Raw genomic sequence first — 11,870 nt, forward strand, 5'->3', positions numbered from 1 at the left:
TTACCCCCCCCCCCCCCCCCCCTCCCCCCCCCCCCCCCCCCCCCCCCCCCCCCCCCCCCCCCCCGGGACCGGTTGGCGCAGGACGATGCCGGCCCAGGTCACTGCCCCGTGGACCGGGTCGGGCCAGCCGACTACCACGCATTCGGCCACGCGCGGGTCCTCTCCGAGGACCCGCTCCACCGCGGCGGGGGAGACGAGTTCGTTGTCGTGCTTGAAGACGTCGCCGAGCCGGTCCACGAGGAACAGCGCCCCGTTCTGGTCGAGGTAGCCGACGTCGCCGGTGGAGAACCAGCCGTCGGCGTCGACCGGCGCGCCGCCCCCGCCCAGGTAGCCGGCCATCAGCTGGGGGCCGCGGACCTGCACCTCTCCGGTGGCGTACGCCGCCCGCGGCCGGCGGGTGCCGAGGTCGACGATGCGGCACTCGGTCCCGGGCACGGGCCTGCCGACCGAGCCGGGCAGCGGGTCGCCCGGGTCCTGGGAGCTCGCCAGCGGCGACAGCTCGGCCATTCCGTAGCCCTGGACGACCGGGACGCCCAGCCGGTCCCGCAGGAGGCGGGCGGCGGCGGGGTCGAGCGCGGTGCCGCCGGACAGGACGGCGGTCAGCCGGGGGCCGGCGGGGACCCCGGGCACGTAACGGCCCTCCTCGGCGGCCGACCGCAGCTGCTGGGCCAGCCGGTGCAGCCGGGCGGGCAGCCCGTAGTAGTGGGTCGCCCCGGAGGACTGCGCCCGGGCCAGGGAGGCCAGCGGGTCGGGGTCGGTGCACAGGACCTGCCGGGCGCCCGCGCAGATCGCCGAGTTGAGGTGCATGGTGTGGTAGAGCGGCAGGTGGTTGAGGACGACGGAGTCGCTGCCGAGCCGGTGCGCGGCGGCCGTCTGCGCGGCGTTGGCGACCAGGTTGCGGTGGGTGAGCAGGACGCCGCGGGGGCTGCCGGTGGTGCCGGTGGTGAACTGGACGCAGGCGACGGCGTCCAGGTCGGCGGGGCCGGCGCCGAGGCCCGCCGGGCGGGCGGCGTCGGCATCGGCATCGGCATCGGTGGGGACGGCGTCCAGGGCGGCGGCCAGCGGCAGGGCGTCTGCGGGCACGACCCCGCCGTGGGCGCCGGTGACCACGAGGGTGTGCAGGGCGGGCAGTTCCTCGCGCAGCTTGGTGAGGAGCTCGGCGGTGGGGGTGGGGACGAAGGCCAGTTCGACGGCGGCCTCGCGGCACACGTGCGCCAGGCCCGCCTCCTTGATGAGCGGGTTGATCAGTACGGCCGTGTTCCCGCTGCGCACGATGCCGTAGTACGCGGCGGCGAAGTCCGCGTCGAGGACGTTGGCGACGCCGATGCGGGCGCCGCGGCGGCCCAGCGTGTGCTCCAGGTAGGCGGCGAAGCGGTCGGCCCGGGCGTCGAGCGCGGCGAAGCACAGCACGGTCCCGCCGGAGCTGATCGCGATGCCGGCCGGGTCACGGACCGCCGCCCGGCGCAGGAGGCCGTCGAGCGGCAGTTCGGGATACGTGAATGTCGGCACGGCTGGTCCTCCTGGTCGCGCTGGCGGGCGTACCGCGCGCCTCCGGCGGGCGTACGGCGGACGTACGGCGGTCTCCTCCACAGTCTTCAGATCCGCTTGAGGAGTCTTCGAAGCGGCCTCGACCCCGCGGGCGGAAGCTGGCCCGACCCGACGGAACGGAGACCCGCCATGACGGCCCCCGCCCTGACCGTGCCGGACGCGCCCACGCCCGCGCCCGACACGGAGTCCGGCCTGCGGTACGCGCAGATCCAGCAGTTCTACGCCCGCCAGATGCAGGCGTTCGACTCCTTCGATCCCGACGGGTGGGCGTCGACGTTCACGCAGAACGCCGTCTTCGACGTGCCGACCCTGCCGGAGCCGGTGCGCGGGCGTACCGCGCTGGCGGTCAGCGTGCGGCGGCTGGAGGCGGCCCACCTGGGAAGCGGCGACCGTATGCGGCACTGGCTGGGCATGCTCGACGTCCGGCCGCAGGACGACGGGACGCTGCACACGCGCGCCTACGCGCTGGTGTTCCTGACGCCGCGCGGCGGCGAGTCGCGGCTGCACCGGGTGTGCGTGATGGAGGACCGCCTGGTGCCCGCCGGCGACGGCTGGCTCGTCGCCCACCGCCTGGTGACGCGCGACGACCTGGCGCCCTGAGCAGGGGCGGGGCGGGCCGCGGCGGCCGCACGGCGGACCGCCCGCGGTGGAGCCGCCGCGGCCGATGTCACGCCGGCCGCGGCGTGCCCGCCGGGGTGGTGAACAGGTCGGTGCGCACCCTGGCCGGGTCGGTGCCCAGCGCCACCTTGCGGGCGATCTTGGCGCCGAGCGGGGTGCGGCCGACCAGGCTCGCCGCGCGGGCGCGCACGAGCCGGGCGAGGGGCCCCGCGGACGGACTCAGCATCGCCTTGGCCTGCATGGTCTGCATGCGGTGCACGGCGCGCGCGACCGGAGCCCGCCGGTCCTGGTAGGCCGCCAGTTGCTCGCGGGTGGGCTGCCGTCCGTCGCTCAGGGCCCGTACGAGGACGGGGTGCAGGGCGGCGGCGTCCTGGAGGGCGAGGTTGATGCCCTGGGCGCCGATCGGGCCGTGGGTGTGGGCGGCGTCGCCGATCAGGACGAGGCCGTCGCGGACCCACTCCCGGGCGTGCGAGGCGAACACGTCGAGCAGGGCGAGGTCCTTCAGGGAGGTCAGCTGGTCGTGCAGCAGGTCGGCGAACTGCGGGAGGATCCCGGCGAGTCCGCCGCGGATGTCATCGATGCCGCGCGCCACCGCAGCGTGCCAGCCGCCGTGGGGCAGGGTCCAGCCGATCCGCAGCCGGTCGGGGTGGGTGTCGTGCACCAGCACGGCGGTGCCCGCGCCGCGGTGCACGCGCACCCGGCCGGTGGCCCTGCCGGGGGCGTGCAAGGCGAACCAGACCACGTCCTGCGCGAAGGACTCCGAGCGGCCCGCCTCGATCCCGGCCAAGGCGCGGGTCTTGGAGAAGCGGCCGTCCGCACCGATGACGACCCTGGCCGCGACGGTGAGGCGGCTCCGGCCGGGCCCGTGCAGGACGGCGCCGGTGACCGGGCTGCCGGGGCGCTGCTCGCGCAGTGCGGCGATCCGGTGCCCTTCGAGGAAGGTGAAGCCGGGCAGCCGCCGGCAGGCGGCGAGGAGTTCGGTGAGCAGGTGCGGCTGCGGCAGGGCCAGCAGGTGGTCGTAGGGTGCGGGCAGCCGGCCGTAGTCGATGTCGAGCAGCGGCCGCTCGCCCTCCAGTACCTGGAAGCCCGCCAGCCGGCAGGCACCGCGGGCGCGGGCGGCGGCGAGCACGCCGAGCTCGTCGAGGACGAGCTGGCCGCCGGGCTGGAGGATTTCGCCGTGGAAGGCGCGGCCCAGTGCCGTCGAACGCTCGGCGAGGGCGACGCGGACGCCCGAGCGCAGCAGCATCAGCGTCAGGGCGAGGCCGGCCGGGCCGGCGCCGATGACGCACACGTCGGTCTCCAGCGCCTCGCCCGCGGCGGGGCCGGTCGCGGCAGGGTCCGCGACGGAGCCCATGGCGGGGTCCACTGCGGGGTCCGCTGCGGAATCCTGGGCGGGGTCCACGGCGGTCACCGGCTTCAGAGCGCGGCCTTCTCGGCCAGCGCCTCGTTGACCATCTCCAGGAACCGGCGGGGCGTGTCGGCCTCGTCCAGGGCCTCCTCGTCGAGGTTCACGGCGTACTCGCGCTCGATGTAGCCGATGGTCTGGAGGATGGCCAGGGAGTCGTAGCCGAGTTCCAGCCAGTACAGGTCCAGTACGTCGCCGTCCAGGTCGACGCCTTCGTCCTCGCCCGCGCACAGGCGCAGCAGTCGGGTCAGATCAGGCAGTTCGAGCCGCTCCATGGCAACCTCTCGTCGATCGTCTGTGGGTGGAGTGGGGGTCAGGCGGCGCGGATGACCGCGGCGGAGGCGAAACCGCCCCGGCCGCGGGCCAGCACCAGGGCGTGGGTCAGCGGCCGCCCGGGGCGGCGCGGCGCCCCGGTCACGAGGTCCACCGGGCAGTCGGCGGCCGGGGCCGCGGTGCCGGTGGTCGGCGGGATCATCTGGTCGCGCAGGGTCAGCAGGGCCGCCGCGAGGTCGAGGGCCGCGCCGCCGCCGGCCAGCCGTCCGGTCATGGACTTGGGCGCCGTGACGGGGACGCCGCAGGGGCCGAACAGGGCGGTGAGGGCCTCGGCCTCGGCGCGGTCCGCGGCGCGCTCGCCCGCCGCGTCGGCGAACACCACGTCGACGTCGGCGGGCCGGATCCCGGCCTCGGCGAGGGCCAGTGCGGCGGCCTCGGCGAGCGTGTCGGCACCGGCGGTGCCGGTGCTGCCGGCGGCGGGGTCGAAGGTGGCGGCGTGGCCGGCGACCGTGCCGTGGACGCGGGCGCCGCGGGCGGCGGCGGCCTCGGCGTTCTCCAGGATCAGCAGGGCTCCGCCCTCACCGGCGACGTACCCGCTCGCGTCCTCGGCGAACGGCAGGTAGGCGCGGGCCGGGTCGGCTTCGGCGCTCAGCCCGCCGCCGGCGAGGTAGGCCGCCCAGCCCCACGGGCACAGGGCGGAGTCGAGTCCGCCGCTGACCACGAGGGCGGCGCCCTTGCGGATCTGGCGGCGGGCCTGCGCGACGGCGTCGAGGCCGCCGGCCTGCTCGGACACGAGCACGCCGCTGGCGCCGCGCAGCCCGTGCCGAATGGAAATCTGGCCGGAGTTGACGGCGTAGAACCAGGCGAAGGACTGGTATGCGGAGACGTACTGGCCGCCCTTGCTCCACAGTGCTTCCAGTTCGCGCTGGCCGAACTCGAAGCCGCCGAAGGAGTTGGCGGTGACGACGCCGGCGGCGTAGTCGGGCAGCTGCGCCGGATCGGCCCCGCTGTCGTCGAGCGCCTCCTTGGCGGCGGCCAGGGCGAGCCGGGTGACGCGGTCGGTCTGCGGCATCAGGCGGCTGGGTATGTGCGCGGCGTCGTCGAAGCCGGGGATCTCGCCGGCCAGCCGGACCGGGTACGAGGACGCGTCGAAGCGGGTGAGCGGCCGGATGCCGGACTCGCCGCGCAGTGTGGCGGCCCACCAGGCCTCGGTGCCCAGGCCGTTGGGGGCTGCTACGCCGATGCCGGTGACGGCGGCCGTCACGGTGGCGGTGCCGGTCGTGGGGGTGGGGGTGGTCGTGGGGGTGGTCATCGGGCCGCCTCCGGGCTCGGGGCGGTCAGGATCATCGCGCTCTGGAAGCCGCCGAAGCCGCTGCCGACGCTGACCACGGCGTCGGTGCGCCGTTCGCGGGCCGTCAGCGGGGTGTAGTCGAGATCGCAGGCCGGGTCGGGCTCGTTCAGGTTGGCCGTCGGGGGGATCACGTCGTGTTCGATGGCCAGGGCGCAGGCGGCGATCTCCAGTGCGCCGATCGCCCCGAGCGAGTGTCCGATCATCGATTTGATGGACGAGACGGGGGTGCGGTAGGCGTGCGCGCCGAGGCTCTTCTTGAACGCCTCGGTCTCGTGCTTGTCGTTCTGCTTGGTTCCCGAGCCGTGCGCGTTGATGTAGTCGATCTGTTCCGGGCGCAGCCGGGCCTCGGCGAGGGCGGCCCGGATGGCCTCGGCCATTTCGGTGCCGTCGGGGCGCAGCCCGGTCATGTGGAACGCGTTCGAGCGCGAGGCGAAGCCGGAGATCTCGGCGTAGGCGTGCGCGCCGCGCCGGCGGGCGTGCCCGTACTCCTCCAGGACGAGCACGGCGCTGCCCTCGCCGAGGACGAAGCCGTTGCGGGTGCGGTCGAAGGGCCGGGAGGCGGTGGCCGGGTCGTCGTTGCGGGTGGAAGTGGCGCGGATGGCGTCGAAGCAGGCCGCGGTGATGGGGGTGATGGGCGCGTCGGTGGCGCCGGCGACCATCACGTCGGCCGACCCCTCGCGGATCACGTCGGCGGCGTGCCCGAGGGCGTCCAGTCCGGAGGTGCAGCCGGTGGAGACCAGCGCGACCGGCCCCTGGGCGCCGGCCGTACGGGCCACCTCGGCCGCCATCGAGCTGGGCACGGCGTACTCGTAGAGCTGGTGCACCGCGCGTGCCGGGTCGACCAGCCACCGCGTGCCCCGCTCGCTGACCGCCGCGTACTCGGTGTCGAGGGCGGTCGTGCTGCCCAGCGCGCTGCCGAGGGTGACGCCGGTGCGGCGGGGCTCGGGCAGTGCGGTGAGGCCGCTGTCGTCCAGTGCCTCCCGGGTGGCGGCGAGGGCGAACTGGGCGGCCCGGTCCAGGCGCTCGGCCTGCTCGGCGGTGAGCCCGGCGGCGAGCGGGTCGAAGTCCGCCTCGGCGGCGATCCGGGACCGGAAGGGCGCCGCGTCGAAGCGGGAGATCGCGCGGGTGGCCGTGCGCCCGGAGGTCAGCAGCGACCAGAAGGCCTTGGTGCCGGTCTTCCCGGGGGCGACGACCCCGATGCCGGTGATGACGACGCGCCTCATCGGGCAGCCCCCCGTCCCAGTGCGGTCAGTCGGGGCAGGACGCGCACGGCCCGGGCGAGCAGCCGCGGCGTTTCGGTGCCCCGTACGAAGAAGTGGTCGCCGGGTACGGTCTGGCAGGCGCATCCGACGGTGGACCAGCGTTCCCAGCCGGCCATCGCCGACGGGCCGGCGATGGGGTCCTCGCGCCCGGCGACGGCGAGCACCGGCACGGGCAGCGGGGTGCCCGGGTCCTCCCGGAGCGCGGCGGCCAGCCGCAGGTCGTCGCGCAGGACGGGCAGGACCATCCGGTGCCAGACGTCGCCGGGCCGTGCGCCGGGCGGCAGCACGCCGAGGGAGTCCAGTACGCGCAGCAGCTCGTCCTCGGGCAGCTCCGCGGAGCCGGCCAGGTGGGCGGGTTCGTCCGGCGGCGGGCAGGCTCCGACGGCCAGCAGCGCGGGCCGGGGCAGCCCGGTCCGCTCGATGTGGTGCGCGACGGCGTACGCGATCATGCCGCCGAGGCTGTGCCCGTACAGGACGTACGGGGCCTCCGGCTCGGCGGCGAGCCCGTCGAACAGCGGTCGCAGGTCGGCCAGCAAAGCGTCGAGGCGGGTCACCCGCGGTTCCCGGCGCCGCTGGTCGCGGCCGGGCAGCAGCCAGGGCACGGTCTGCACGCCGGGGCCCGCCGTCCGGTCCCAGCGGTGGAAGGCCGAGACCCCGGCTCCCGCGTGTGCGAAGCAGTGCAGCCGCACAGGCAGGCTGTCGGCCATCTCGTGTCCTCCTCGGGGCCGTGGGAGATCTGCCCCAGAGCCTGCCGGGCCCGGCTCCGCCGCCACTGGAGGGCCGCTTGAGGGCGGCCGGCCGGGCGCCCCTCCGGACGTCCGGGGCCGCCGGCCGCCGCCGGGGTCCGGTCAGGCCACCGGCTCCGGGACGCGCTCCGGCAGCACCAGGCGGCGCGGCGCCGCGCGGCGCCACGGGAAGCCGTGGTGGAGCAGCACCACCGGCGGCGGGTCGGTGCCGACCTCGACGGCCACGGCGGCCAGCACCTCGGGCACGGGCTCGAACTCCAGGAACCGCCAGCGTTCCGCGGTGTCGTCCGGCGGCGGGTGGAAGCGCTGCACCCCGCGGTCCTCGCCCAGGATGAAGGCGAAGGAGTCGAAGGCGAGGCCGAGCCCGAGTCCGCGGGCCTTGGAGTAGGCCTCTTTGAGGGTCCACAGCCGCAGCACGCGGCGGTCGCGCGGACGGCCCGGCGCCGCCCGGTCGATCCAGTCGCGCTCCTGCTCGGCGAAGGTGGCCACGATGGTGTCCAGGCCGCTGCGTTCGCCGCGGTCGAGCCGCTCGACGTCCACGCCGATGCGGTGCTGCCGGGCCACGCCCAGCAGGTTGAAGGCGTGGGCGTGGGAGAGGTTGAAGTCGAGCGAGTTCCCGCCGCGCGGCAGGCCGCCGACCGGCGCCTGGAGGAACGGGCGGCCGCGCGAGGAGCGCCAGATGACGGCCTCGGCCTCCGGGATCCCGGTCTCCAGCGCCAGCACGCGGCGGACCAGGGTGTGCGCGACCAGGTACTGGCGCCGGTCGCGCTCGAAGAGGAAGCGGCCGGCGATCTCCTGCTCGTGCTCGTCGAGCCAGTACGTGGCCAGGGTGGCGGCGATGCCCGGCGCGAGGTCGTCGTTGGGGCAGAACCACAGGCTCACCGGGCTCTCCCCCGGCCCGCTGCCGGCCGCGGCGCGTGCGGGCGGCGCGGCGACGGGGCTCATTCCGCCGCCTCCCCGGTCTCCGGGCCGGTCAGCCACAGCGGTACGGGCAGGAACGCCGACGGCGGCAGCGGCACCGACACCGCCCCGGCGCCGGAGCCGGTCTCCAGGGCCGCCCAGTCGATCTCGACCCCGGCCAGCCACAGGTCGCGCAGCTGCTCCAGCCGCCGGCCTGCCCACAGGGCGGCCAGGTACGCGGCGGTCTCCGGCGCCTCGCCGAGGCCCAGCGGGTCGGCCCTGCCGCCGCGCAGGTCGGTGCCGGCCCCGCCGCCGTTCCCCAACTCGTCCAGGATGCGGGCGAGTTCGGTGATGTCGGCGGTGACGACCGCGAACCGGCAGGGCATGGCCAGGCGTCCGGTGCGCAGGGCGCGGGCCAGCGGGCCGAGTGCGGGGGGCTGCGGGCCGGCGAGGCGGGCCGCGAAGCGGCGGGCGGTGGCGGCCAGGTGGGCCGGCGTGGGGGCGGAGAGCAGCACCAGCTCGGCGGCGGCCGGGGCTGCGACGCCCGGCGGCGGCTCGGGGGCGGCCGCGGGGTAGGCCTCCAGCACGACGTGGGCCTCGGTCCCGCCCGCCCCGCGGATGCCGGCGGTCAGCCTGCGCGGCTCGGGGGCGGCCGTGCCCGCGCCGGTGGCGCCGGGCGTCCCGGGCGTCCCGGGCGTCCCGGCCGTCACGGGCGTCCGGTGGGCCGTATCGGTGCCGGTGTGCAGGTCGAGGACGGCGCGGGTGAGCAGGGCGGCCCCCGTGGCGGCCCCGGCGGCGCCGACGACGGGCGCCACGTCCTCGGTGGTGAGCGCGGTCGGCCCGGTCGGCGTGGTCGGCCCGGTCGGCGTGGTCGGCCCGGTCGGCGTGGTCGGCCCGGTCGGCGTGGTCGGCCCGGCGTCGGGGAGGCCGGCGGCGCGCAGCGCCTCCCGCACCGGGCGGCCGCCGTCCGCCGCTGGGTCGGCCGTGTGGACCACGGCGCTGCCGCGGACCAGGGCGTACACGGTGTCCCCGTCGGCCAGCGCCCGCTCCAGCGGTTTGAGCAGCAGGGCGCCGACGCCCTCGCCCGCGCCGTCGCGCCGCCCGGCGGGGTGCAGCAGCAGGTGGGCTCCGCCCACCAGCGCGGCCGCGCACTCGCCGCGCCGCAGGGCTGCGAGGGCGTGGTGCAGGGCGACCAGGACGGAGGACTCGGCGGTGTCCACGCTCTGGCTGGGACCGGTCAGGCGCAGGGCCGCGGAGACCCGGTTGGGCAGGCTCCAGGCGCCGCCGTGCGGCGGCCGCTCGCCCTGGCCGCGCTGCCAGGCCTCGGCGGCGAGGAGGAGGTAGTCGGCGGTGCCCGCCCCGGTGAACACGCCGACGCTGCGGGGGGTTCCGTCGGGGGCCCGCAGGGCTTCGAGGCGGCTGCCGGTACAGCCCGCGTCCTCCAGCGCCTCCCATGCGACCTGGAGGAACAGCCGTTCCTGGGGGTCGGTCAGGGCCGCCCGGCGCGGCGGGATGCCGAAGAACTCCCAGTCGAAGTCCTGGATCCGCTCCAGGTAGTGGCCGCGTTCGGTGCCCGGCCGCCCCTCCGGCGGCGTGGCGGCGGTGTCCGGTGCGGCGAGCAGCAGGGCGCGGAACGCCTCCGGACCCGCAGCGCCGGGATAGCGTCCGGCAACGCCGACCACCGCGACCGCGTCAACGGCCCCGGACCCGGGCGAGGACCCGGCGGCAGCGGCGGGGTCGGAGGGAGCGGGGCCGGAGGGGGTGGGGAGCGGACGTACGGGCCGGGGCCGGGCCTGCGGCGGGGACGCAGCGCTGTCGAAGGCCGCCCGGGCGGCCGCGGTCGCCGGCGTGCCCGCGGCGGGGGCGCCCGCGGCGGCGCCCACCAGCAGGGCGGCCACCTGTGCCCGGTCCATCGTGCCGTTCTTGAACCGGGTCAGGATCTCTTTCTGGTCCATGCGGACGGGCTCCTCCTCGGGAAGCTCTCGAACAGCCTGGCGGCGGCTAGCCGTTGCGGGCGAGGAGGACGAGCGCCTCCTCGATGGTGAGCCGGTCGTCGCGCACGGCGTCCAGCAGCACGTCGATCTCGCGGCCCCCGGGCGCGGCGGCCGCCGCCGGTGCAGTGCCCAGCGCCGCGGCGGACACGGGGACCGCCGTCGGTGCGGGTACCGGCGCCGGTCCGGGCAGGCGTCCCGTCCGGGCGGCGATGTGGGCGGCCATCGCGGCGAGGTTGGGGTGGTCGTACAGGGAGACCGACCGCTCCTCCAGCCCGAAGGTGCGGTTGATGGCGGCCACGAACTCGGCGCCGAGGATGGAGTCGACGCCCAGCAGGTTGAAGGGGGCCGCGGCGTCGATGTCCCAGGCGTCGCAGCACAGGATCGCCGCCAGTTGCTCCCGCAGCAGCTCGGTGATCTCCGCGGTGCCGACCGCGCCCGGCCCCGCCGCCGGCGGGGCCGCCACGGGTGCCGCGGCGCCGGCCGGGGGCTGCGGCACAGCGCGCCCCATCTCGCGGGCCGCCTGCCGGGCAAGGGACGCCGGCGTGGGGTGGTCGTACAGGTCGGTGGCCTGCACCCGGATGCCGTAGCGGGTGTTGACCACGGCGACGAACTCCACGGTCAGCAGGGAGTCCAGGCCCAGCGACTGGAAGGTCTGGTGCGGGTCGATCTTCTCGGTCTTGACCTTGAGTACGTCGCCCAGCACGGCGAGCAGGTCGGTCAGCACGTCCTCGGGCTGCGGCAGGGGTGCCGTCCGCAGCGGAACGAGGTGGTCACTCGTCATCGGTTGATCCTCCTGGCTGTCGGTGGATGCGCGTCCGGTGCGTCCGGGGCGTCGGGGGCGTCGGGGCGGGTCACACCCCGGCGCCCGCGAGCTCCGCCGCGCAGGGCGCCGCGGGGTCCGCCGGCGCGGTCGGGGGCCGGGGGGCGCCGGGCCGGAAGTCCTCTTCCCGGCCCGGCGGTACGAGGCTGGGCAGCAAGAGCGCCCACAGGGAGCCGACGCGGCGTTCGAGCTCGGCGTACGGCATTCCGGTGCCGGCCATCGCCTCGATGCCGCCGGCGGCGGCCGCCACCAGCGACTCGGCGCGGTCCCAGGGCCGGTGGTCGCGCAGTTCGCCGGCCGCGCGGGCCTGCCGCAGCAGGTCGCACACCACGCCCAGCCACGTATGGAGGAAGTCCACGACGGGCGGCTGCCGGCCCGCGCACTCCCTGGCTATACGGAAGGCGGCCGGGACCGCCGGCTCCTCGTGCAGTGCGCGGGCGAGCCAGTGGGTGGTGTCGACCAGGGTCTGCAGCGGCGGGAGTCCCGCCTCGCGCAGCCCGCGGACGGTCTCGTGCAGCAGCGCGCAGCCGTGCTGCTGCACGGCCTCGGCCAGGTCGTCCTTGGAGCCGAAGTGGAAGTACAGCGCTCCCTTGGTGACGCCGGCGGCCGCGGCGATGCCGCCGAGCGTGGCGTTGGCGTAGCCCCGGCGGTGGAACATCTCGGCTCCGGCCCGGACGAGCCTCGTGCGGGTCCTCTCCGACCTCGCCTGCATCGCACGGCCTCCCGGGCTCGTCGCCGTCCGGCCCGGCCCGTGTCCCGGAGCCGGGCCGCGGGCCGGGCTGCTGGTCCTGCGGTGTGCCATGTCAGCCGACGCGGGTGAGCCGCGGGGGCTGCGCTTCGGGAGCGTCCACCGGGTGCTCGGGGCCGGCCATGAGGATGGAGCGCTGGAGGCGGCGCAGGGCGGCCGAGGGCTCCAGGCCGATTTCGCGCACGAGGGTGGTGCGCAGGCGCTG

Annotated in this window: 12 protein-coding genes; 1 reads left to right on the top strand and 11 read right to left on the bottom strand. The window is 76.7% G+C overall.

Translation table 11 applies throughout. From position 1 onward, the window contains the following. Positions 1–1,509 (bottom strand): class I adenylate-forming enzyme family protein, encoded by a 1,509-nt coding sequence (locus AC068A_RS25080; protein ID WP_478588384.1) that lies wholly within the window; start codon positions 1,507–1,509, stop codon positions 1–3. A gap of 168 nt (positions 1,510–1,677) precedes the next feature. Between AC068A_RS25080 and AC068A_RS25085 the strand changes: the two genes are divergently transcribed. After that, positions 1,678–2,148 carry a nuclear transport factor 2 family protein gene (locus tag AC068A_RS25085; protein ID WP_478588386.1) on the top strand — a complete coding sequence of 157 codons (471 nt, stop codon included), beginning with the start codon at positions 1,678–1,680 and terminating at the stop codon, positions 2,146–2,148. 67 nt (positions 2,149–2,215) lie between these two features. On the opposite strand, the gene AC068A_RS25090 is transcribed toward AC068A_RS25085, so the two are convergent. The 10 genes from AC068A_RS25090 to AC068A_RS25135 all read right to left on the bottom strand — a co-directional run. Next, complete coding sequence (locus tag AC068A_RS25090) at positions 2,216–3,577, bottom strand: FAD-dependent monooxygenase (protein WP_478588388.1); 1,362 nt, start codon at positions 3,575–3,577, stop codon at positions 2,216–2,218. 5 nt (positions 3,578–3,582) lie between these two features. After that, positions 3,583–3,846: an acyl carrier protein gene (locus AC068A_RS25095; protein WP_478588390.1), complete on the bottom strand. Its 264-nt coding sequence runs from the start codon at positions 3,844–3,846 to the stop codon at positions 3,583–3,585. A gap of 38 nt (positions 3,847–3,884) precedes the next feature. Continuing rightward, positions 3,885–5,156: a beta-ketoacyl synthase N-terminal-like domain-containing protein gene (locus AC068A_RS25100; RefSeq protein ID WP_478588392.1), complete on the bottom strand. Its 1,272-nt coding sequence runs from the start codon at positions 5,154–5,156 to the stop codon at positions 3,885–3,887. Further along, on the bottom strand, positions 5,153–6,418 hold the full coding sequence (locus tag AC068A_RS25105; RefSeq protein WP_478588394.1) for a beta-ketoacyl-[acyl-carrier-protein] synthase family protein: 1,266 nt from the start codon (positions 6,416–6,418) through the stop codon (positions 5,153–5,155). Before AC068A_RS25105 ends, AC068A_RS25100 begins: the two co-directional genes overlap by 4 nt. Next, on the bottom strand, positions 6,415–7,164 hold the full coding sequence (locus AC068A_RS25110; RefSeq protein ID WP_478588396.1) for a thioesterase II family protein: 750 nt from the start codon (positions 7,162–7,164) through the stop codon (positions 6,415–6,417). Before AC068A_RS25110 ends, AC068A_RS25105 begins: the two co-directional genes overlap by 4 nt. A 141-nt stretch (positions 7,165–7,305) precedes the next feature. Further along, positions 7,306–8,148 (bottom strand): 4'-phosphopantetheinyl transferase family protein, encoded by an 843-nt coding sequence (locus AC068A_RS25115; protein ID WP_478588398.1) that lies wholly within the window; start codon positions 8,146–8,148, stop codon positions 7,306–7,308. After that, positions 8,145–10,058 (bottom strand): beta-ketoacyl [acyl carrier protein] synthase domain-containing protein, encoded by a 1,914-nt coding sequence (locus AC068A_RS25120; protein ID WP_478588400.1) that lies wholly within the window; start codon positions 10,056–10,058, stop codon positions 8,145–8,147. Before AC068A_RS25120 ends, AC068A_RS25115 begins: the two co-directional genes overlap by 4 nt. 46 nt (positions 10,059–10,104) lie before the next feature. Then, positions 10,105–10,878 (bottom strand): phosphopantetheine-binding protein, encoded by a 774-nt coding sequence (locus tag AC068A_RS25125; protein WP_478588402.1) that lies wholly within the window; start codon positions 10,876–10,878, stop codon positions 10,105–10,107. 70 nt (positions 10,879–10,948) lie between these two features. Next, a complete protein-coding gene (locus AC068A_RS25130) occupies positions 10,949–11,719 on the bottom strand; it encodes a ScbR family autoregulator-binding transcription factor (protein WP_478588404.1) in 771 nt (256 codons plus the stop codon). 1 nt (position 11,720) lies between these two features. Then, positions 11,721–11,870 (bottom strand): BTAD domain-containing putative transcriptional regulator (locus tag AC068A_RS25135; protein ID WP_478588411.1); only part of this gene is annotated, 150 nt, incomplete at its 5' end.

The organism is Streptomyces sp. NPDC043854 (assembly GCF_056436005.1).

Coding starts and splice junctions, on each gene's coding strand:
- AC068A_RS25115 (WP_478588398.1), bottom strand. CDS start 8,148: ATGAGCCCCGTCGCCGCGCCGCCCGCACGCGCCGCGGCCGGCAGCGGG.
- AC068A_RS25100 (WP_478588392.1), bottom strand. CDS start 5,156: ATGACCACCCCCACGACCACCCCCACCCCCACGACCGGCACCGCCACC.
- AC068A_RS25125 (WP_478588402.1), bottom strand. CDS start 10,878: ATGACGAGTGACCACCTCGTTCCGCTGCGGACGGCACCCCTGCCGCAG.
- AC068A_RS25085 (WP_478588386.1), top strand. CDS start 1,678: ATGACGGCCCCCGCCCTGACCGTGCCGGACGCGCCCACGCCCGCGCCC.
- AC068A_RS25110 (WP_478588396.1), bottom strand. CDS start 7,164: ATGGCCGACAGCCTGCCTGTGCGGCTGCACTGCTTCGCACACGCGGGA.
- AC068A_RS25095 (WP_478588390.1), bottom strand. CDS start 3,846: ATGGAGCGGCTCGAACTGCCTGATCTGACCCGACTGCTGCGCCTGTGC.
- AC068A_RS25130 (WP_478588404.1), bottom strand. CDS start 11,719: ATGGCACACCGCAGGACCAGCAGCCCGGCCCGCGGCCCGGCTCCGGGA.
- AC068A_RS25120 (WP_478588400.1), bottom strand. CDS start 10,058: ATGGACCAGAAAGAGATCCTGACCCGGTTCAAGAACGGCACGATGGAC.
- AC068A_RS25105 (WP_478588394.1), bottom strand. CDS start 6,418: ATGAGGCGCGTCGTCATCACCGGCATCGGGGTCGTCGCCCCCGGGAAG.